The sequence below is a fragment of the Exiguobacterium sp. s63 genome, from assembly GCF_018617335.1.
In the GTDB taxonomy this organism is placed as follows: Bacteria; Bacillota; Bacilli; order Exiguobacteriales; family Exiguobacteriaceae; genus Exiguobacterium.
This window is the reverse complement of sequence record NZ_JACSKB010000005.1, coordinates 12,537-31,542: the sequence shown is the minus strand read 5'-3', so window position 1 is coordinate 31,542 and position 19,006 is coordinate 12,537. Positions and strand designations below refer to the sequence as shown.

The window sequence follows — 19,006 nt, the reverse complement described above, 5'->3', positions numbered from 1 at the left end:
TTCCCCCTAAAAAAGTTTTTGAATAATGGTGCTTAGCCTACGATTGCGAGAATATCGCTCTCGCGAACGATTAAGTACTCTTTTCCATCATGCTTCACTTCGGTACCTGCGTACTTCGAGTAGATGACCAAATCATTTTCTTTCACGTCGAGATCGATGCGCTTGCCTTCGTCCGTCACGCGGCCTGTACCGACTGCGACGACTTTCCCTTGTTGCGGCTTTTCTTTCGCCGTATCAGGAAGCACGATGCCCCCGATCGTCTTTTCTTCTTTCTCCACGACTTCGATGATGACACGATCGCCTAGTGGTTTTAACATGGAAAAACCCTCCTCCGAATATGAATGATGTAATGTGTATCGTAAGGTTTTAGCACTCAGTTAAAAGGAGTGCTAACACTGATTAGTGTAGTATGTGTCGATAAAAAAATCAAGTGGGATACATTAAAAAATGCTCTTACTCGCGGTCAAGAGAACTTATTTGTTACAATGAGAAAAAGGTAGGTTCACTCTTATGATTAAGGACGTGTTGAATTGGCTACACTAAACTCAAACCAATCGATAAATACCCGTTTTTCGATGGCGCCTAACATTCGTCTCCGGCACCTCACCCCGATTTTACTATATGCGTTCGTCCAACTGTTCCCGATCGTCATTAGGGAAGTACGACCGGAATGGTTGACGGAAACGTTCGTCGGGCTCTGGCTCGCCATCGGATTCGGTGTGACGATTGTTCTGTCGATTTTGCTCATCTGGCCAGACTTGAAACAATACAAAGCCCAAGGCATCCAGTCGAACTTAAACGACACGGTCAAATGGATCGGGCTCGGGATTTTGATGCAATACGGGCTCGTCATCGTGGCGAACTTGATTGAGACGGCCATTACTGGCGACCTTGTCGAGTCGATGAACACACAAAATATTGCCGAGATGGTGGAAGTCATTCCACTTATGATTTTGCCGGTCGTCTTGCTTGGACCAATCATCGAAGAGATTCTCTTCCGTCACATCTTGTTCGGGAACTTGAACGCGCGCTTTGGGTTCTGGATCGCCTTTGGTGTCAGCTCGATCCTATTCGCGCTCATCCACCAGGATAATCGATTCCTCGTGTATATCGCGATGAGTTTCGCGTTCTCCTACGCGTATGCGAAGACGAGACGATTAATCGTGCCAATCGCCATCCACGCGTTTAACAACGCGCTCGTGATGCTCGTACTATTTTTAATGTAGAAATGAGGTGGCAGTTATGCCGCGACAATTAAAAGTGATGTTGCTCTTCAGTCTCTCGTTCGGTGTGTTGTTCACCGTCCTCGCGTACTTCTCGGTACAAGAGTACGGCTTCAGCTTCTGGACGTACTTCATCATCGCCGTCGCCGCTTACGACTTTTTCAAAGTGTATCAAATCTTGGCACTCGCCCGAAAAGTCAAAAAAGAAGGCACGGACAAATCCGCATAACGAAACCCCGAGTCTTACGAGCTCGGGGTTTTTCTTATCGTTGTCACTTTCGATCGATCCTGTATTTCCTCTTGATAGACACTTCGAATGAGCAGTCCGCGCAGACCGAACACCACACCTAACAATACATAAATGGCGTCAATCAATGAGATTTGTGGTTCATCCATGAAGAAATTGATGATAATGCTAACGACCAGCATACCGTAAATCATAATGCTCATGAGTGTCGCATCGACTTGTCTCATGATTCTCTTCGTCACCTTTTCCTCAAGTTTTTCAATCTCTTCGTGTCGATAACCATAAATCGCAAACCCTAGGCCAGTGATTGACAAGGCGACGAACTCACCATCCCATAGCGCGAACAAAAACAGTCCTACAAAAAAGACTATGAACCCAATGAGTAACTTCTTACGCATGATATCCCTCCTTATGATGGAATCCATAGTTTCGCAAAATCAAAATAACCGAACAAGTCGACACAGACGTCCTTCAGCTCGACCGGGAACGGGATGGTCCGTTCCTCGTTATAGAGCGGAATGAAGTACGACTTTTCTTTCAACTCGCGTTCGATCTCCCGGTGCAGCGGCAACCAGTCCTCAAACGGCAGGTCATCATATTGCCCAACTCGCTCCGTCATCCCCTCTATATAAGGGAATACTTTATGCGGGGGTGAGTACTCGTTCGTCATAAACTGTTCAAACCCGAGCGTGATGTTCCGCTCGAATACTTCTCCGTGAACGACCAAATCGACGTATTCATAATACGTTTTGTCATGAATCGAATCTTTGAAGCTGATGGGCACGAACTCATATGCAATGCCGTGACGCATCAACATCTTGGCAAGCCAGTCGGTCGTATCATTCGTGAAATCCGTCTGTTTGATGCGAATCGGTCGATCGAACGGGACAGGTGTTCCTTCTGGAATGCGATACGTCTCGCTCATCGTTCCGAGAAAACCTCGGTCGTTCGGTGTTCTTCGCTCATTCAACGTCCCAATTTCCGGACGAATCTCCGCAATCAATCGATGCATATAATGCCGCGCTTCTTCATTGGCGAACACACTATTCGGGTGACTGTTCAAGATGACAAGCCCGAACCCGGATGGTGTCGAGATGTGTCCAGTTTCTTTGGAATCTCTTGATGAGATGCGATATGTCGGATCATATCCGTCCGGCACTTTGATGAACTCGACCCGGTCCAAAAGCGCCCGCACCCCAAAATAATTCTCGAAGGCGAGAAGGACCGTCTTCTCCTTGTCATGGCGATCCAATTGGAAAGGTCCTGTCCCGACACTTCCTTTGGCGATACTCGTATGGATCATCGACAGTTTCGGGATGTACGAATTCCGACGCCGGTCGAGCGTGACGTCGACGCGATACGTGCCGTTCGATGCGATATGCCGGACGTGCCGATACATATACCGATACGCATCCGACTGAACGAGCATGCGCAGACTCTTCGTCACATCTTTACTCGTCATAAGCGACCCGTCATGGAAACGGACCCCTTTCCGAAGAAACAAGACGAGCGTACTCCCCTGCCATTCATAGTGATGCGCAAGTTCCCCCGTGACCTCCCCGGACGCATCAATCATGAACAGGCGATTGAAGACGTTCTGGACGAGGTGGGCACTGTGGATGTCAGCCGCCTCGAGCGGATGTGTCGTCAAAAAGTGTCGACGGCGCGGAATGATGAGCGCATCGCTCGACGTCTGAACGTAACCGAACTTTTTCTCAAGCTGGCGCATGAACCGACCCGCCTGTGCCGGCGACCAGTCCCACTCCAGCTGATTCGTCACTGCCTCGACCGACTCTTTCTCCATGCGTTCGAGTAGCTGTTTCGCCAAATCACGCTCGACGTGTCGTAGCCATTCGAGACGCGTCAAATTTCCCCGTCCGCGTCCACTCGTATACGTGAGCCACCCTTCTTCTTGCCACCGTGCCAAATGACGCTTCGTCTGTTTCGGGCTTAAATGTATGGCTTCCGCCATATCGGAAATCGTGTACGCACCGTCCCGACACTCTTTCCACAATCGAAATAAATATGCATCCACGTCACATCCCCCCTTAAAAGTGGACATCATTTCCCCATGTCGTCCATTTTTCAAATCCGTTGTCTTGTTTATCATACAGGTACAGAATGGAAGGTGACAAGATGAAATGGAAAGATATACCTAAACCAATAAAAGTTCGACTCGTGACATCATTTTTCAACCGTTCGGTCTCATTCGCGATCATGCCGTTCATGGCACTTCTCTTTGTCAAAGCGTTCAATGAATGGATCGCGGGCGTCTTCTTAATCTCGCTCGTCTGTCTCGGATACGTGATCGGGTTAATCGGGGGATACCTCGCTGATAAATTCTCACGGAAGCGACTTCTCGTGTTGACGGCAAGTCTCACAGCCTCGATGTTTCTCGTCATGACGCTCAGTCTTCAGTTCGACCAGATGATCGTCTTTATGATTGCCTATACGATCTTCACAGTCACGAACAACCTCGGGCGACCGGCGATGAGCGCGATCATCATCGACGCGACAACACCTGAGAACCGGAAAGCCGTATACGCGCTCGATTACTGGTTGATCAACTTATCCATCACGATTGGGACGGCACTCGGGGGCTGGCTCTATGTCAGCAATCAATTGTTACTATTTTGGATTTTGACGTTCACGTCGAGCATGTTGCCGATCGCGTACGCCATCTTCCTCGAGGACACGAAACGGACGTGGACCTCTCAAAAGCTTCGCCTCGTCTTCGTCGACGTGTTCCAAAGTTATCAAATCGCCTGGCGTGACCGCCCGTTCGTCAAAGTCGTCTTCGGCTCGATGTGTATCCTCGCTGCCGAGTTCTCAATGGGCAGTTATGTCGCGGTCCGGCTCGCCGATTCATTTGAACCGCTCTCAATCGAATCATGGACGATCAATGGGGTGCGGATGATGAGTCTCATTCAAATCGAGAACACGCTCATCGTCGTTGCGTTGACGTTCTTCATTCAACGTCTCGCTTCCCGCTTCTCGAACAAGCGCACGTTACTCGGCGGACTCGCGTTGTATACGATCGGCTATGCGGTCATCACGAGTGCGAATTCGATGATGCTCCTCCTCGGCTTCATGCTCATCGCAACGTTCGGGGAATTGTTGTACTCGCCGGTATTGAACACGGAGAAGGCGAACATGATGCCGGAAGACCGACGTGGTGCGTACTCGGCGTTTGCCGGGACCTCGTTCGCCGGTGCCGACTTCTTATCACGTTCGACGATTTTGATTGGGTCGCTTCTCACCCCGTTCATGATGAGCGTCTACATCGGACTGTTAGTCAGCTTCGGCTGTTTCCTCGTCTATAGCGGAATTTATGTAAAAGAAAAGCTCGTCCTACGGCGAGCGGCTTCCTAAATCAAAACCATCCTTTCTCACGCGAAGGGATGGTTTTTAGTCGAGCTGTTCTTGGTGCATCGCATAAATCAATGTCAACGCCCGGATACAAAAGATTGTCGAGAAGCCGTAGATGCTCAGCTCGAGCAATGAAATAGAAGGTTCTTGTAAACCGAGCGAGACGGCATAGCCTACGAAGCAAAGCAAGATGACGAGTGTGATTGTCCACTCGTTCGACCGCTGCTTCATCTTTTCGGCTAACGCCTTGTCTTCTTTCTCGACACGTTCCCGTTGCCAAAAGTAAAAGAACAAGGCATACATCGCAAATGAGATTCTCGGAACGTCACCTAAAAGTAAATCAAAGATGATGAGACCTAAAAATAGATATGTCCCCAACTGATAGCCACTCTGCATGTGAAGACGCGAACGAAGTGGTCCATTTGCCCCCCACTTCATAACCCGATCACAGCTACAGTCAACCCACCGTAGACGAATCCGAGTACGATGGCACTGATGGCCATTCGTTTATATTGTGGATACTGATACAGTGCAATCGCCCCACCGACGACGTGAACAAACGCGACGATGAACGTCAAAATCGGAAAAAGCATAGCAAACCTCTTTTCTTTTTAGGAAATCATGGAAACAAATCCATTTTCCGATATACTAGAGTCCGAACTTATTATAACAATTATGGATAGGGAGTTGAAATCCGATGAATGTATCACGCATGGATTTGACGACGGAAGAAATGCAGCTCGTCAACAGCGAAGTCGAGAAGCGCAAGCGCAGCTTACTCGTCGCGTACTTACTTTGGTTTTTCCTCGGTGCACTCGGTGCACATCGCTTTTATTTCAAAAAGATTGGGTCAGGAATTGCGATGGTCCTCCTCGTCGTCTTGACGCTCGGTTTCGGTGCCATCATCACAGGGATCTGGGCTCTCGTCGATGCGTTCCTCATGCCGAGTTGGCAACAGCGTGAAGTCGAACAAATCGAACGTGAGACAATCGAGCTACTGCAAACACGCTCTGACCGCTACACAGGATTCTAATCAAAAGACGATCGAGGCATTTCGCCCCGATCGTTTTTCACCGTTCTTTTAAGTAGAATGCAAAGTCCCGTGTCTTTCGTTCTTTCACTGCATAGTGAATCCATAGCCACGCCAATCCTTCTAGTTCACGGGCAAGCTTCAACCCATGGAGCGGATGCGTATCGAAGCCAATCTTGTTCGATAACTCGACGACAAGCCGCACCGCTTCTTCATCATCTCCTGCGACAAACATGACAGAACCATCCGGATTACCTAAATTCTCGACGCCCGTCTGGTTGAACGCTTTGACGACTTTCGTATCGGGAACGAGCCGCTGCAAATACTCCGCACCCGACACCCCGTCCGGTCGCTCGACTTCGTTAAACTCGATGGCAATCGGATTCGTCACATCAATCAACACTTTCCCATTCAGTCCATCAAGTGTCGGCAGCAGGTCGACCGCTGCAGCAAATGGTGTACATAGCAGAAGGGCATCGCTTGCTGAGGCGACTTCTTGTAACGTCAACATCCCTTCCCGCTCAGTCCGTGTCCCGTACAGCACCTCATAACCGGCCTGTTCGAATTGCTCCCCAAGCGTGCGCCCGACTTTCCCGGCACCTAAGATTCCGAGTTTCATATCTCACAACTCCTCGTCTGTCCGTGTGACCGTTCCTCCATACTCTTCTGCGAGCCCGTCTAAAATCGATGGGTCGAATTCTTCCCCGATGGCCATGACGCCGGTCTGACCGGGTTCGATGTTACCGACCGTCCGTTTGAATGTATCTTGAATACCTTGCATATGCTTCACGTCTTTCGTGCCGCCGATAAGACCACCTGTGAGTGTTCCGAATAAAATTCCGAACGGTCCACCGAGGATTCCAACCGCCATCCCGATGAGCGCACCTTTCGTCGACTTGTTGACGGGTGCTAGCTGCGCCGCATCTTCAAACGAGAACGCCCCGTTTTCTTCACGCTTGATGACGACCAATTGTTCAAAACCGACAAGCCCATCCGAATGGTACTTTTTCAGTTTACTGAACGCCTGATACGAAATCGCCTCTTCTGGGAACGTGAACGTGACGATGTGATACGGTTGTTTTTCCTTTTTAGCCATGAAAAATTCCTCCTTTAAGGTAGATAACATGACGTGCACTTACCCTACTCTTTTTCCCTGCTTTTCCGTAAAAAAACCTAGTCCGTAGACTAGGTTCAGATCGGTCGTTTCTCATTCAACTCGTAGTGCGAATACGGTACACAGAGTGGTGTCCCATATAGCGGGTCTTCGGTTACGACGACCTTGAGACCGAATACGTCTTTCATGAACGTCTCGTCGACGACATCGTTCGGACTGCCTTCCCGATACACGTTACCACCTGCGAGAGCGATGACATGATCGGCATAGCGACAAGCGAGATGGAGGTCATGAAGTACCATGATGATGGTTTTGCCTTCTAACCGATTCAATCGATACATTAAATCCAAAATCTCGATTTGGTGCGACATATCCAAGTATGTCGTCGGTTCATCGAGCAAAATCGTCTCCGACTCTTGGGCGAGTGCCAAGGCGATCCATACCCGTTGCTTTTGTCCACCGGAAAGGTTGCTAACGAGCGTGTCACGGAGCGACACTGTATCCGTGAAGGCGAGTGCCCGCTCAACCGCACGTTCATCGTCTTCCGAATATCGTTTGAAGAACGTCTGGTACGGATAACGCCCGAAGCGGACGAGTTGTTCGACGGTCAATCCATCCGGTGCCACGTTCACTTGTGGCATGAATGCCATGAGTCGAGCTGCCTCTTTCGCCCGATACGAATCGAGCGGTTTGTTCCGAAATGCGATTTCTCCGCCCAGTGCATCTCGCTGTCTCGCAAGCGTCGAGAGGAGCGTTGACTTCCCGCAGCCGTTCGCGCCGAGAAGGACGGTGATTTTCCCCTGTGGGATGGAGAACGATAATTGTTCGAGCACCGTCTTCTGTTCATATCCGATGGTTACGTGGTTCAAATCAAATGTGTTCATCTCATGCTTCCTTTCATCATCCGTCGAAGTAAGTAGAAGAAATACGGTGCTCCGATGACGGCCGTCATCACGCCGGTCCGTAGTTCATACGGATAAAAAATCGTCCGAGCAAGTACGTCCGCCAACACGACAATCGTCGCCCCGACAAGTAGCGTCGCCCAGATGTAAGGGAGCTTCAACCCTTGTCGGGCGATATGAGGTGCCATCAACCCGACAAACCCGATTGCACCGACAAAGGCGACACCAATACCTGCGAGTAAACAGGAAAGCAACAACGTCCCACGCTGAATTCCTCGTACTGGTACCCCGATGCTCGTCGCTGTCGCTTCACTGATATGGAGCGGACGAACATGACGTTCAATCAAGAAGGCTGCCATCAAAAAGAGAAGGACGAACGGCACCATAATCTTCAATTGATTCCACGTCGCGGCGTAGACGGTACCGGTGAGCCATTGTTGGATATCGTTCTTTCGGTAAACGTTCGAGGCGAGCATCATGAACTGAACGAGACCTTGCGAGAAAATGCTGATCCCAATCCCGACGAGGGCAAGACGGACGGGTGGAACCCCACGTTTTAATAAATAAAAGAGGAACATGCCGACAATGATCGCCCCAATGAACGAAGCGATCGAGATATAGGCGAGCGGCACTGACAGCTGATTCGTTCGCTCATCCGAGAAAACGGTGAAGAACGTGGCCGTCGCAACCCCTGCACCTCCGACAATCCCGAAAATCTCCGGGGATGCCAATTCGTTTTTGATTGTCAGTTGTAACAAGTGACCGCTGACGGCGAGACTTGCGCCGGCAGTGATTGCCATCAACACACGTGGCATCCGAAACTCGAAGACGACGAGCTGCTCGAATGCATCCCCTGCTCCGATGAACAGGGCAGCAAGTGAGGCGGGACTAAGGAATGTGTCACCGATGGCGAGCCCGAAATAAATCGACACGAGCAATCCGACGACAAGTAGAAGCGCCAACTCGATTTCACGCTTTCGGAGCGTGAACGAGACAGGACCTTTTCGAAAGCGATAGGTTTTCATGATTTGAAGACTCCTTGTCTGACACTGACGAGATAGATGAAGAATGCTCCACCGATGACGGCGAGTACGACCCCAACGGTCACTTCGCGTGGGAACAGGATGATGCGTCCCAGAATATCAGCCGCAAGCAACAGAACGCTACCGATGAGGGCACTTCCGGCGAGACGAGCGAAAAAGGCCGTCCCGAATAGATATTTCGCCAAATGGGGAGCGAGCAGACCAACAAATGCGATTGGTCCGGCAAGTGCTACCCCGAATGCGGAGAGCACGACGGCGAGCGTCACGGCGACGAACTTGATGATGCCGACATTTTGTCCGAGTGAACGGGCGACCTGGTCTCCGAGCGATAACGTCTCTAACTCTTTACTGAGCAAGAGAACGAGAATGACCGCCCCTACCATCCATGGCAACAACGTCTCGACGAGCGTGAGCGATCGTCCAGCGACCGATCCGGTCAACCAGAACAGTACCTCATCGAGCGCGCCTTCCTCATACGCGATAATCGACTGAGTGAATGAGCTGAATAGAGCAGCGAGCGATGCACCAGCAAGTGTCATATACATGACGTTCCCACCATTCGCACTCAGTAGATAGACAATCACGCCGGCAATAAACGCTCCGATGAGCGAGGCTGTCGTGAACGAGGCGATACTACTGAACCCAAAAAGCGTCACGAGCACGATGGCCAGACTCGCTCCGGCGTTTACCGCCAAAATATCAGGAGATGCGAGTGGGTTACGGGTCACGAGTTGAAAGATGAGCCCAGCGAGACCGAGCACGCTACCGACGAGTAGCGCGACGACCGTCCGTGGGATACGATTGTCTGCCAACGCAATCATCGCTTGTGATGACTCGTCCGTTTGGAACATTATCACATCTTCATGACTGACGGCGATCACTCCAACGCGCAATGAAATATAACTTAAGATAGGTAAACAAATGATCAAGAAAAGTAATTTGATCCAAGGTTTTTTCATGTTCTCACTTCTTTCCTTTCCTACCATAGCAAATATTACGTTCCAGAAAAAGGGGTTGACAGTGAGAATCATTATCATTTATAGTCATGTAGGAAAATCACTTACATAGAGGAGAATTTTAAATGAAAAAGTGGATGCTTGCGTTACTTACGCTTTGCTTAACTGTCGTCCTCGCCGCTTGCGGTGGGTCAGACGATACAGATAACGATACAAGTTCAGATGCGGCGACTCGCTCGATCGAGCACGCAATGGGAACGGCCGACGTACCTGAAAATCCGGAACGCGTCGTCGTCTTGACGAATGAAGGGACAGAAGCCCTTCTCGCCCTCGACGTCAAACCAGTCGGAGCCGTCAAATCATGGAACGGCGACCCGTGGTACCCGCACATTGAGTCCGAGATGACAGACGTCACAGAAGTCGGGACAGAAAGCGAAGTCAATTTAGAGGCCATCGCAAAACTGAAACCCGATCTCATCATCGGAACGAAACTGCGCCAAGAAAATATTTATGACAAATTGAACGCCATTGCACCAACGGTCATGTCCGAGACGCTCAAAGGTGATTGGCAAGAGAACTTCGCCCTTTATGCGAACGCACTCAACCTTGAAGAAGAAGGGAACGAAGTGTTGGCAGCTTACGATCAGCATGTCGAAGACACAAAGGCTGAACTCGGAGACGCCGTGAACAAAGAACTTTCGGTCGTCCGCTTCCTTCCTGGTGCGTCACGCATTTACTTCACGGATAGCTTCTCGGGTGTCATCTTAGGAGATGTCGGAGTAAAACGCCCAGCTTCGCAAGATCGTACCGAGTTCGCTGAAGAAATCACGATGGAACGCATCCCAGAGATGGCTGGCGACCATATTATCTACTTCACGTATGGTGGGGCCGACGGGTCGAAGACAGCCGAAGAATGGCAATCGAACCAGTTGTGGAAAGACCTCGATGCTGTCAAAGCAGGGGAAGTGACAGAAGTCAGTGATGACATTTGGAACACGTCGGGTGGCGTCTTGTCTGCCAACCAAGTGCTCGATGAACTCGTCGACATTTTGAAATAATCAGTAGCGCGCCAATTGCATTGGTGCGCTTTTTCATACATTCATATGGTAAAATTTACATATCAACTCAAAAGGAGCTTTGCTATGCAACGTACACTTCGTAAGTCCGCGACGGACCGCTCTCTGTCTGGAGTATGCGGTGGGATTGCTGAATACTTTGGTATTTCTTCAATCGGAGTTCGACTCATCTTTTTGATTCTCCCTGGGAGTTTCCTTCTTTATATGATCTTAACGAATTCCATGAAAGATGCACCTCGCTATCTATAAGAAAACGCGAAAGCTGTTAGCTTCCGCGTTTTTTTGTTAGGCATTCACTTTATCTTTCATCGCTTCAAGCGCTCCGCTGTTCAAGAAGTGCCATGGCTTGTTGTAGTGAGGTTGGAAGAAGAAGTCGACGTACGCGAGCTCTTCGACCGTCATCTCGTTTTGGATGGCGAGGGAGAGCGTGTTGACCGCTTGTGTCAAATCCGCTTTTGATAACACTTGTCCACCGACAATGCGATGTGTTCCTGTCTCATAGACGAGTTTGAATTCGACTTTCTCTGCGGTCGGCATGAACTCCGGACGATATGCATCCTCGATGACGACACTTTCTACGTCGAGTCCGAAAAGGGATGCCGCTTCTTCCGTCAGACCAGACGACGCAATGTTCCAGTCATAGAGTCGAAGTCCTGACGTTCCTTGTGTCCCTTGGTAGCGGACACGTGGTTGCATCATGTTTTCCGCGACGAGCGTTCCCATACGGACAGCGTTCGTTGCAAGCGGGATGTAGGCATGTGTGCGTGCCGGGTTGTAGTAGACGGCACAGCTGTCCCCTGCCGCAAAGATGTCCGGGTTGCTCGTGCGCATGTATTCGTCGACGATGATGGCACCGTTCCCGAGCATATCGACCTGTCCTTCGAGGAGTCCTGTATTCGGACGGAATCCGACGCAGAGGATCACGAGATCCGCCTCGAATTCGCCTTTGTCTGTCACGACATGTGTGACGTTTCCTTCTGTACCACGGAACGCTTCGACCGTCTGACCGAGTTCGAGGTCGATTCCGCGACTAGTCATGTCCGCTTCTAATGAATCTGTGAACGACTTGTCGAGGTATTTGTTCAAGATGCGGTCGGCACTATCGATGAATGTAACATGTTTCCCGTATGCTTCGAACGCCTCGACGAGTTCGACTCCGATATAACCTGCCCCGATGACGGCAATCTTCGTCGCATCTGTCGCGCGCTCGATGATGCGTTGTGCGTGCGCATAGTTTTTACAGAGTTCGATTCCATTCATTTCGATTCCTGGAAGTGTTGGGACAATCGGCCATGAACCCGTCGTGACGATCAAGCGGTCATACGTGTCGTGCACGTCTTCCCCGGTCTCGAGATTTTTGGCGTGGACCGTCTTCGCTTCGGCGTCGATGGACAAGACATCATGTTTCATGCGCATGGTCGCTCCGAGTTCTTCAAGCTCACGTGGAGAGGAGTAGAATAATTCTTCTGCACGTTGGACGACCCCACCGACATGGAGCGCAATCCCACACGAGAGGAAGCTGACGTTGTCGTTCCGCTCGTAAACGGTGATGTCGAGATTATTGTATCGATTGAGTAACCCTTTGACTGCTGCTGTTCCTGCGTGTGTACATCCGATGACTGCGATTTTCATATGAGTCGTCTCTCCTTTTATGTTAGACAGTACGTTTCGTTTTCACATTGTGATAAATATCACATTTACTTCTTGACCTTAGTGTACTATTTCACAATATAAGGTTCAATGACTATGCTCACTATTTCACGTAAAAGTGTCTAAAGTTTGAACAGGCTTTTTGAAAAGATTATGCGGACGCTTATAAAAAAAGACTTGCACACGGTTACAGTCGGATGTAAGATAAATTTAAATTTTCAGATTTCTCATAAAAGATGCATAGATGGGAAGAGCGAGTGAACGAGATTGTATAGAGAGCTTCTGTTGCTGGAAATGAGGCGAATCTCACACTCAAAGATGGTCCCGGAGCAGTCGGAAGAACGCGAGTCCGCTCGCCATTAGAATCGACCGGTATGACGGATACCGATATCATTCCACGGAGTCTCGAACTCCTTGAGGTGATTCGATGCGAATCGGATCACGAACAAAGGTGGTACCACGTGATCAGACATCACGTCCTGCGTAATGAGGGCGAGATGTCTTTTTTATGGGGTCCGCCCGGAAGGAGGAGACGGAAATGACGGAAGCATTGGTTTTGCAATCAGATTTTGGAGTAAGTGATGGAGCAGTCAGCGCGATGTACGGTGTAGCACACAGCATTAATCCTAGCATTCGTATCTTTGATTTAACACACGACATCCCACCGTTTCATATTTGGGAGGCCTCCTATCGCCTCGTTCAGACCGTCCCCTACTGGACCGAGCAGACGGTATTCGTATCGGTCGTGGACCCGGGTGTCGGTTCGAACCGAAAGAGTGTCGTCGCACGAACGCATGCCAATCAATATGTCATCACTCCCGATAACGGGACGTTGACACATCTTTGGCAAGCAGGGCTTCTTGCAGAAGTTCGGGAGTTGGATGACAAAACGCACAGGCTACCGCGCATGGGGGAATCCTACACGTTCCATGGCCGTGACATTTTCGCCTTCACAGGAGCGCGGTTGTCCAGTCATGACATCACGTTCGAGGAAGTCGGACCGCTCATCCCGCTTGACGAAATCGTCTTACTTGACCGGACACCCGCCACACGTGATGAGGATGCGGTTGAAGGGATTGTCGAGATCTTAGATATCCGTTTCGGGAACGTCTGGACGAATATTCCGGTTCAACTCGTCCGACAGGCTGGCGTTGATATCGGTCATCGTGTCATTGTCACGATTTCGTTCCGAGAACGTACGGTTTACGAACAAACCTTATCGTTCGGTCGCTCGTTCGCAGATGTTCCAGTCGGTTCAGGAGTCGTCTACATCAACTCGCTCGACCAAATCGCCATCGCTCTAAATCAAGGATCTTTTGCTCACGCTTTTGATATCGGTATCGGGAATGATTGGAAAGTTCGCTTACAACAAATTTAAGGAGGAAAAATTCATGAACTCATTCACAACGAAACAAATCGTCGCAACAGGAATCGGCGCAGCCGTTTTCATCATCCTCAGTCGCTTTGCGGCTATCCCGACAGGTGTGCCGAACACGTCAATTGAAACCGCCTACGCATTTCTTGCGTTTATGGCTGTCTTATTCGGTCCCATCACAGCTGGATTGATCGGTTTAATCGGTCACGCGCTGAAAGATGCGATTCTGTATGGATCCCCTTGGTGGAGCTGGGTCATCGTTTCAGGTTTTGTCGGTCTCGGAATCGGTCTCGTCGCCAATCGCATTCGTCTTGAGGAAGGTGGTTTGACGACTAAAAAAATCATTTTGTTCAATGTGACTCAAGCTGTCGTACAAGCCATCGGATGGATTGTCATCGCACCGGTCCTTGATATCTTGATTTACGCTGAACCAGCGAACAAAGTGTTCGTACAAGGTGCTGTGGCAGCCACTTCGAATATTTTGACAGTCGGTGTCATCGGGACATTACTCCTTGTCACTTACGCAAAAACACGAAGCCAGGCAGGAAGTTTAAAACGAGAAGCATAATGACGATGGGCTGGCATCATGTCACACATGACTTCAGCCCTTTTGTATGGAGGTCAAGAGTTTGAAGACAATCATTGAGTTTGATCATTTTTCATTCACCTACCGTAGCCAGTCCGAACCAACGCTACGGCAAATCAACTTATCGATTCAAGAAGGAGAACGCGTTCTCATCGTCGGACCTTCCGGGTCTGGAAAAAGTACGCTGGCCCAATGTATCAATGGACTGATCCCTTTTTCTTACCCCGGGACGTGGGAGGGCAACGTTCGGATCAACGATATGGATGCACGTGAGTTGTCACTCTTCGACCGTTCCAAACAGATTGGAACGGTGCTTCAAGACCCGGACGCACAGTTCGTCGGATTATCGGTTGGGGAAGATATTGCGTTCGCACTGGAAAACAAACGGGTCGCACGGCCGGAAATGTCACACATCGTCGAGCGCGTAGCAAAGTTGACCGATGTCGACCATCTCATCGATTCCCGATTGAACGAGCTGTCAGGCGGTCAACGACAACGGGTCGCGTTGGCAGGTGTCCTCGTTGAGGAAGCAGACGTCCTATTATTTGATGAGCCGCTCGCCAATCTTGACCCGGTCGCCGGTAGTGAAGCGATGGCCTTGCTCGATCGGTTGCAACGAGAGACGGGACGTACGCTGATTGTCGTCGAACATCGCATCGAAGACGTGCTCTCCATTCCTTTCGACCGCATCATCGTGATGGTCGATGGTACCATCATCGCGGACGACCATCCGGATGCCATCTTGAGTAACGATAGTTTGATGAACGCCTTTTTACGCGAACCCTTGTATGTAAGTGCTGCGCGCTGGGCGGACATCGCCGTTCAACCACAGGATCGTCCAAGCGATCTCGAGACGTTTGTCACACGTTTCGAACGTGAACCGATTTTGACTAAACTTGAAGAAGAAGCAGTGACCATTCATCAACCAACGTCACCACTGCTCGAATTAGAACACGTACAGTTCCACTATCATCAAGAGCAGCCTGTTCTCGAACGCATTGATGCCACCTTTGAAAAAGGGACACTGACGACACTCGTCGGTCAAAACGGAGCAGGAAAGTCGACGCTTGCCAAACTGTTGAGCGGTTATAAGCGTGTCAGTTCCGGCACCATTCGATTGAATGGCGAGGACATTACGAATCAGTCCATCGCCGATCGCGCAAAAAAGGTCGGCTTTGTCCTCCAAAATCCAAACCATATGATTTCAAAACAAACGGTCCATGAAGAAGTGCGTTACGGAATGCAGGCGCTCGGATTGAGTGATGAAGAGGAGTCCGAGCGTCTTGAACAGACGCTTCGTCGCTGTGGTCTCTATCCGTTTCGTAATTGGCCAATCCAAGCACTTAGCTTTGGACAAAAGAAACGTGTGACGATTGCCTCCATCCTCGTTCGCCAACCCGATGTCTTGATTCTGGATGAACCGACAGCTGGTCAAGATTATCGTCATTACTCGGAAATCATGGACTTCTTAGAGGCCCTGAAACAGGACGGGATGACACTTCTCATCATCACGCATGACATGCATCTCGTTCTCGAATACAGTGATCAAGTCTGTCTGCTCCATGGAGGGCGCATTCGCTATGCGGGTGACCCGCTGTCGCTCCTGCTTCAAGAAAACTTGTTGCACCATGCCCATTTAAAACAAACGTCTCTGTTCACAGTCGCGCGACATCTCGATGTGGATGTCAAACCGCTCTTGTCGGCTGTGATCAGAGCTGAACGAAAGGATCGGAAACAATGGCAGTAGAAATGCTCGGCTATATCGATAAACCGTCTCCCATCCACCGCTTGAGGGGGACGACCAAATTAATCGGCTTCATCTTGTTCACGACCGCCACAATGTTCACGTATGACACACGGGTTCTACTCGTCTTAGGTCTTTTCAGCATCGGACTCTTCTCGATATCACAAATCCGATTCAAAGAAGTTCGGTTCGTTCTTGTCTTCACCGCAATCTTTGTCTTACTGAATGCACTTGCTGTCTATTTGTTTGAACCGGAACAAGGTGTCACCATCTATGAGACGCGTCATCTGTTATTCGAGGGAATTGGGCGCTTCACCCTCACAGCAGAGCAAGCGTTCTATATGTTCAACCTCATTTTAAAATATAGCGTGATTGTCCCGATTGCCGTCTTGTTTCTCGTCACGACGCATCCAACCGAATTCGCGTCTTCCTTGAATCGAATCGGTGTGCCCTATAAAGTCGCATTCGCCGTCTCGCTCGCGCTACGTTATATCCCTGATGTCCAGCAAGATTTCCGTACCATTGCGGACGCACAAGCAGCCCGAGGTGTCGCGGTGACACAAGGGTCGCTCTTAAAACGGGCCCGACACAGTCTGCAAATCTTGATTCCGCTTCTCTTTACGAGTCTTGAACGGATTGAGACGGTCAGTAACGCCATGGATTTACGCGGGTTCGGCGCCGACAAAAAACGGACGTGGTACAATCAACGCGCGATGACACGAATCGACTATATCGCCATCGGCATCGCCCTCTCGTTGACAGTATTCTCGTTCATCGTGACCTTCTATGATGGGAGTCGTTTCTATAATCCGTTTTAAGTACACAAGCAAAACAGGCACCTAGCTCCCAATATGACAACGGGGACTAAGTGCCTGTTTTATTTCTCATTCATCTGTTTCATTAAATCCATCTGTTCTTGCACCATCGCCTCTTTTTCCCGACGCAGCACCCCTTTGTAGGCGACGCGTGAAATCGATAAACTGATTTCATATAGGAAGAAGAGGGGCAGTGACACCATGAGGTGCGACGTCAAATCCGGCGGTGTGATGAATGCCGCGACTACGAATAGCGCGAAGTACGCATACTTACGAATCTTCGATAAGAAGTACGGTGTCACGACACCGATTCGAGTGAGGAACATCGTCACGACCGGCAATTGGAACAATAGACCGAACGGGATCGTCAGTTGCAATAAGAACGTGAAGTAATTGTTCGCCCCGATGATTTGTTCGAGTCCGAGGTCTTGCCCGAGGTCCGTCGAGATATCGAGGACGAGCGGGAACAACCAGTAGTAGGCGAACGCAAGGCCGATCAAGAACAGTCCGAAGATGATCGGGATATAGGCGAGCGTGCCTTTCCGTTCATTCGGATGCAGACCGGGTGCGACAAACGCCCACACTTGATACAGTAGGAATGGGCTCGCCGCAATCAGACCGATAATGAGCGCCAAGTTCAAGTAAATCATGAGTGGGTCTGCGACCCCAAAGGCGTTCAGTTCGAGCCCGCGTTCGACGAGATCTTCTTGCAAATAAGCGAGTACATATTTTACACTCGGCAAAGCTACCAAAAAGAAGGCAAAGACGACAAATGCAGATAGCATCAGTCGTCTCCGCAGCTCTGTCAAGTGATCGGTAAGTTCCCGCTCTTGATCAGGTTGATGATTCATGGCTTACTGCTCTTTCTTTTCGATAGCTTTCTTGTCGTTCTCTTCGTGCTCATTCATCATGCCGTTCGTTGCATTTTTGAACTCACGAAGCGTCTGTCCGGCCGCGCGACCAAACTCCGGCAATTTCTTCGGTCCGAAGATGATGAGCGCGATGATGGCGATGATGAATAGACTCGCCCCACCCGGAATCCCGACGACGAGTGATGATGCTAGTAATTCCATTATTGATGGACCCCCTCAGCGGTTGGATAGTGTTGCATAAAGTAAATGAGTGACTGCAGCTCAATCGACAAATCGATGTGATGGACGCGAACCGTGTCCGGTACAGTGAGTCGTGCCGGTGTGAAGTTCAAGATGCCTTTGATACCGAAGCGCACCAAGTCATCTGCGACGGGTTGCGCATAGGCAGAAGGTACCGTCAAAATGGCGACGTCAATCTTGTTTTGCTTCATGATCTGTTCCATCTCATCGACGTGATGAATTGGGACGCCTGACATCGTCGTGCCGACTTTTGTCTCGTCTGCGTCGAACCCGACGACGATATGTGTGTTATTGTTTTTAAGGAAGTTATAGTTGACGAATGCCGTCCCAAGGTGACCGACCCCGACCAAGGCGACATTCGTAATCTCGTCCTGATTCAGTGTCTTTCGGAAAAAGTCTAACAGATACTGCACGTTATAGCCATATCCCTTTTTACCGAGCGCACCGAAGTACGAGAAATCACGGCGAATCGTAGCCGAATCGACCTTGACCGCCTCACTCAGTTCTGCTGAAGAGACACGTTGTTTCCCTGACGCGTGCAGGCTTTGAATAAATCGATAGTATAGTGGCAACCGTTTGGCTGTCGCTTGTGGAATCTTTGGTTCGTTTTGACTCAACGGAAAGAGCCTCCTTTTTACGACACGTTACAAACGAATCTGAATTTCATACACCTTGATTGTAAACGAATTCACATGACCACTCAACGAATATACCTAAAATCGCTGAAAAATACAGTATACTAAATAGAGAGAAAGGGGTTTTTT

24 protein-coding genes are annotated in these 19,006 nt (G+C 49.8%); 10 read left to right on the top strand and 14 right to left on the bottom strand.

Going from position 1 to position 19,006, the window contains the following annotated elements:
* Positions 1 to 32: 32 nt before the first annotated feature.
* Positions 33 to 317, bottom strand: a complete 285-nt coding sequence (gene groES, locus KNO90_RS13385) for a co-chaperone GroES (RefSeq protein ID WP_015880602.1) — start codon at positions 315 to 317, stop codon at positions 33 to 35.
* 213 nt (positions 318 to 530) lie between these two features.
* Between groES and KNO90_RS13380 the strand changes: the two genes are divergently transcribed.
* Both KNO90_RS13380 and KNO90_RS13375 read left to right on the top strand, forming a co-directional pair.
* Positions 531 to 1,226, top strand: coding sequence for a CPBP family intramembrane glutamic endopeptidase (locus KNO90_RS13380; protein ID WP_251127482.1), 696 nt, complete (start codon positions 531 to 533; stop codon positions 1,224 to 1,226).
* A 16-nt stretch (positions 1,227 to 1,242) separates the two neighbouring features.
* Positions 1,243 to 1,452: a YdiK family protein gene (locus tag KNO90_RS13375; RefSeq protein ID WP_214697034.1), complete on the top strand. Its 210-nt coding sequence runs from the start codon at positions 1,243 to 1,245 to the stop codon at positions 1,450 to 1,452.
* A 14-nt stretch (positions 1,453 to 1,466) separates the two neighbouring features.
* Here the strand turns inward: KNO90_RS13375 and KNO90_RS13370 are convergent, their stop codons facing one another.
* Complete coding sequence (locus KNO90_RS13370; RefSeq protein ID WP_215113807.1) at positions 1,467 to 1,868, bottom strand: hypothetical protein; 402 nt, start codon at positions 1,866 to 1,868, stop codon at positions 1,467 to 1,469.
* 11 nt (positions 1,869 to 1,879) lie between these two features.
* Positions 1,880 to 3,505, bottom strand: a complete 1,626-nt coding sequence (locus tag KNO90_RS13365) for an ABC transporter substrate-binding protein (RefSeq protein WP_215113806.1) — start codon at positions 3,503 to 3,505, stop codon at positions 1,880 to 1,882.
* A gap of 101 nt (positions 3,506 to 3,606) precedes the next feature.
* Here KNO90_RS13365 and KNO90_RS13360 point away from each other — a divergent pair, with 101 nt between their 5' ends.
* Positions 3,607 to 4,842: an MDR family MFS transporter gene (locus KNO90_RS13360; protein ID WP_215113805.1), complete on the top strand. Its 1,236-nt coding sequence runs from the start codon at positions 3,607 to 3,609 to the stop codon at positions 4,840 to 4,842.
* Positions 4,843 to 4,878: 36 nt separating this feature from the next.
* Here KNO90_RS13360 and KNO90_RS13355 read toward each other — a convergent pair whose 3' ends face one another.
* Both KNO90_RS13355 and KNO90_RS13350 read right to left on the bottom strand, forming a co-directional pair.
* Entirely contained in the window at positions 4,879 to 5,277 is a 399-nt protein-coding gene (locus tag KNO90_RS13355) for a hypothetical protein (RefSeq protein WP_214748815.1), read from the bottom strand.
* Complete coding sequence (locus KNO90_RS13350; RefSeq protein ID WP_015880595.1) at positions 5,274 to 5,432, bottom strand: hypothetical protein; 159 nt, start codon at positions 5,430 to 5,432, stop codon at positions 5,274 to 5,276. The genes KNO90_RS13355 and KNO90_RS13350 overlap by 4 nt, the downstream gene beginning before the upstream one ends.
* 104 nt (positions 5,433 to 5,536) lie before the next feature.
* On the opposite strand from KNO90_RS13350, the gene KNO90_RS13345 reads away from it, so the two are divergent.
* Positions 5,537 to 5,872 carry a TM2 domain-containing protein gene (locus KNO90_RS13345; RefSeq protein ID WP_215113804.1) on the top strand — a complete coding sequence of 112 codons (336 nt, stop codon included), beginning with the start codon at positions 5,537 to 5,539 and terminating at the stop codon, positions 5,870 to 5,872.
* A gap of 37 nt (positions 5,873 to 5,909) precedes the next feature.
* Here the strand turns inward: KNO90_RS13345 and KNO90_RS13340 are convergent, their stop codons facing one another.
* The 5 genes from KNO90_RS13340 to KNO90_RS13320 all read right to left on the bottom strand — a co-directional run bounded on the left by KNO90_RS13340 (position 5,910) and on the right by KNO90_RS13320 (position 9,887).
* Positions 5,910 to 6,488 (bottom strand): NADPH-dependent F420 reductase, encoded by a 579-nt coding sequence (locus tag KNO90_RS13340; protein WP_215113803.1) that lies wholly within the window; start codon positions 6,486 to 6,488, stop codon positions 5,910 to 5,912.
* A gap of 3 nt (positions 6,489 to 6,491) precedes the next feature.
* Positions 6,492 to 6,965, bottom strand: a complete 474-nt coding sequence (locus tag KNO90_RS13335) for a hypothetical protein (RefSeq protein ID WP_214697041.1) — start codon at positions 6,963 to 6,965, stop codon at positions 6,492 to 6,494.
* A 95-nt stretch (positions 6,966 to 7,060) separates the two neighbouring features.
* Positions 7,061 to 7,867, bottom strand: a complete 807-nt coding sequence (locus KNO90_RS13330) for an ABC transporter ATP-binding protein (RefSeq protein WP_215113802.1) — start codon at positions 7,865 to 7,867, stop codon at positions 7,061 to 7,063.
* Positions 7,864 to 8,910, bottom strand: coding sequence for a FecCD family ABC transporter permease (locus KNO90_RS13325; RefSeq protein ID WP_215113801.1), 1,047 nt, complete (start codon positions 8,908 to 8,910; stop codon positions 7,864 to 7,866). The genes KNO90_RS13330 and KNO90_RS13325 overlap by 4 nt, the downstream gene beginning before the upstream one ends.
* The gene (locus KNO90_RS13320) at positions 8,907 to 9,887 is read right to left on the bottom strand and encodes a FecCD family ABC transporter permease (RefSeq protein ID WP_215113800.1); all 981 of its coding nucleotides are present in this window, start codon (positions 9,885 to 9,887) and stop codon (positions 8,907 to 8,909) included. Before KNO90_RS13320 ends, KNO90_RS13325 begins: the two co-directional genes overlap by 4 nt.
* A gap of 122 nt (positions 9,888 to 10,009) precedes the next feature.
* Between KNO90_RS13320 and KNO90_RS13315 the strand changes: the two genes are divergently transcribed.
* The gene (locus tag KNO90_RS13315; protein ID WP_215113799.1) at positions 10,010 to 10,942 is read left to right on the top strand and encodes an ABC transporter substrate-binding protein; all 933 of its coding nucleotides are present in this window, start codon (positions 10,010 to 10,012) and stop codon (positions 10,940 to 10,942) included.
* Positions 10,943 to 11,026: 84 nt separating this feature from the next.
* Complete coding sequence (locus KNO90_RS13310) at positions 11,027 to 11,209, top strand: PspC domain-containing protein (RefSeq protein WP_074032578.1); 183 nt, start codon at positions 11,027 to 11,029, stop codon at positions 11,207 to 11,209.
* 36 nt (positions 11,210 to 11,245) lie between these two features.
* Here the strand turns inward: KNO90_RS13310 and KNO90_RS13305 are convergent, their stop codons facing one another.
* A complete protein-coding gene (locus tag KNO90_RS13305) occupies positions 11,246 to 12,592 on the bottom strand; it encodes an FAD-dependent oxidoreductase (protein WP_215113798.1) in 1,347 nt (448 codons plus the stop codon).
* A gap of 556 nt (positions 12,593 to 13,148) precedes the next feature.
* Between KNO90_RS13305 and KNO90_RS13300 the strand changes: the two genes are divergently transcribed.
* From KNO90_RS13300 to KNO90_RS13285, 4 genes are all read left to right on the top strand, one after another.
* On the top strand, positions 13,149 to 13,988 hold the full coding sequence (locus KNO90_RS13300) for an SAM hydrolase/SAM-dependent halogenase family protein (RefSeq protein WP_215113797.1): 840 nt from the start codon (positions 13,149 to 13,151) through the stop codon (positions 13,986 to 13,988).
* 13 nt (positions 13,989 to 14,001) lie between these two features.
* Complete coding sequence (locus KNO90_RS13295; protein ID WP_215113796.1) at positions 14,002 to 14,553, top strand: ECF-type riboflavin transporter substrate-binding protein; 552 nt, start codon at positions 14,002 to 14,004, stop codon at positions 14,551 to 14,553.
* Between the two features lie 61 nt (positions 14,554 to 14,614).
* Positions 14,615 to 16,318 (top strand): ABC transporter ATP-binding protein, encoded by a 1,704-nt coding sequence (locus KNO90_RS13290; protein WP_215113795.1) that lies wholly within the window; start codon positions 14,615 to 14,617, stop codon positions 16,316 to 16,318.
* Positions 16,309 to 17,133, top strand: coding sequence for an energy-coupling factor transporter transmembrane component T family protein (locus tag KNO90_RS13285; protein ID WP_215113794.1), 825 nt, complete (start codon positions 16,309 to 16,311; stop codon positions 17,131 to 17,133). The genes KNO90_RS13290 and KNO90_RS13285 overlap by 10 nt, the downstream gene beginning before the upstream one ends.
* A 59-nt stretch (positions 17,134 to 17,192) precedes the next feature.
* Here the strand turns inward: KNO90_RS13285 and tatC are convergent, their stop codons facing one another.
* Genes tatC through KNO90_RS13270 form a run of 3 tightly spaced genes read right to left on the bottom strand, consistent with a single transcriptional unit; the run spans position 17,193 to position 18,859 of the window.
* Positions 17,193 to 17,981 (bottom strand): twin-arginine translocase subunit TatC, encoded by a 789-nt coding sequence (gene tatC, locus KNO90_RS13280; protein WP_215113793.1) that lies wholly within the window; start codon positions 17,979 to 17,981, stop codon positions 17,193 to 17,195.
* 3 nt (positions 17,982 to 17,984) lie between these two features.
* Complete coding sequence (gene tatA / locus KNO90_RS13275) at positions 17,985 to 18,203, bottom strand: twin-arginine translocase TatA/TatE family subunit (protein WP_015880580.1); 219 nt, start codon at positions 18,201 to 18,203, stop codon at positions 17,985 to 17,987.
* A complete protein-coding gene (locus KNO90_RS13270) occupies positions 18,203 to 18,859 on the bottom strand; it encodes a redox-sensing transcriptional repressor Rex (RefSeq protein ID WP_026824455.1) in 657 nt (218 codons plus the stop codon). The genes tatA and KNO90_RS13270 overlap by 1 nt, the downstream gene beginning before the upstream one ends.
* Between the last annotated feature and the right edge of the window lie 147 nt (positions 18,860 to 19,006).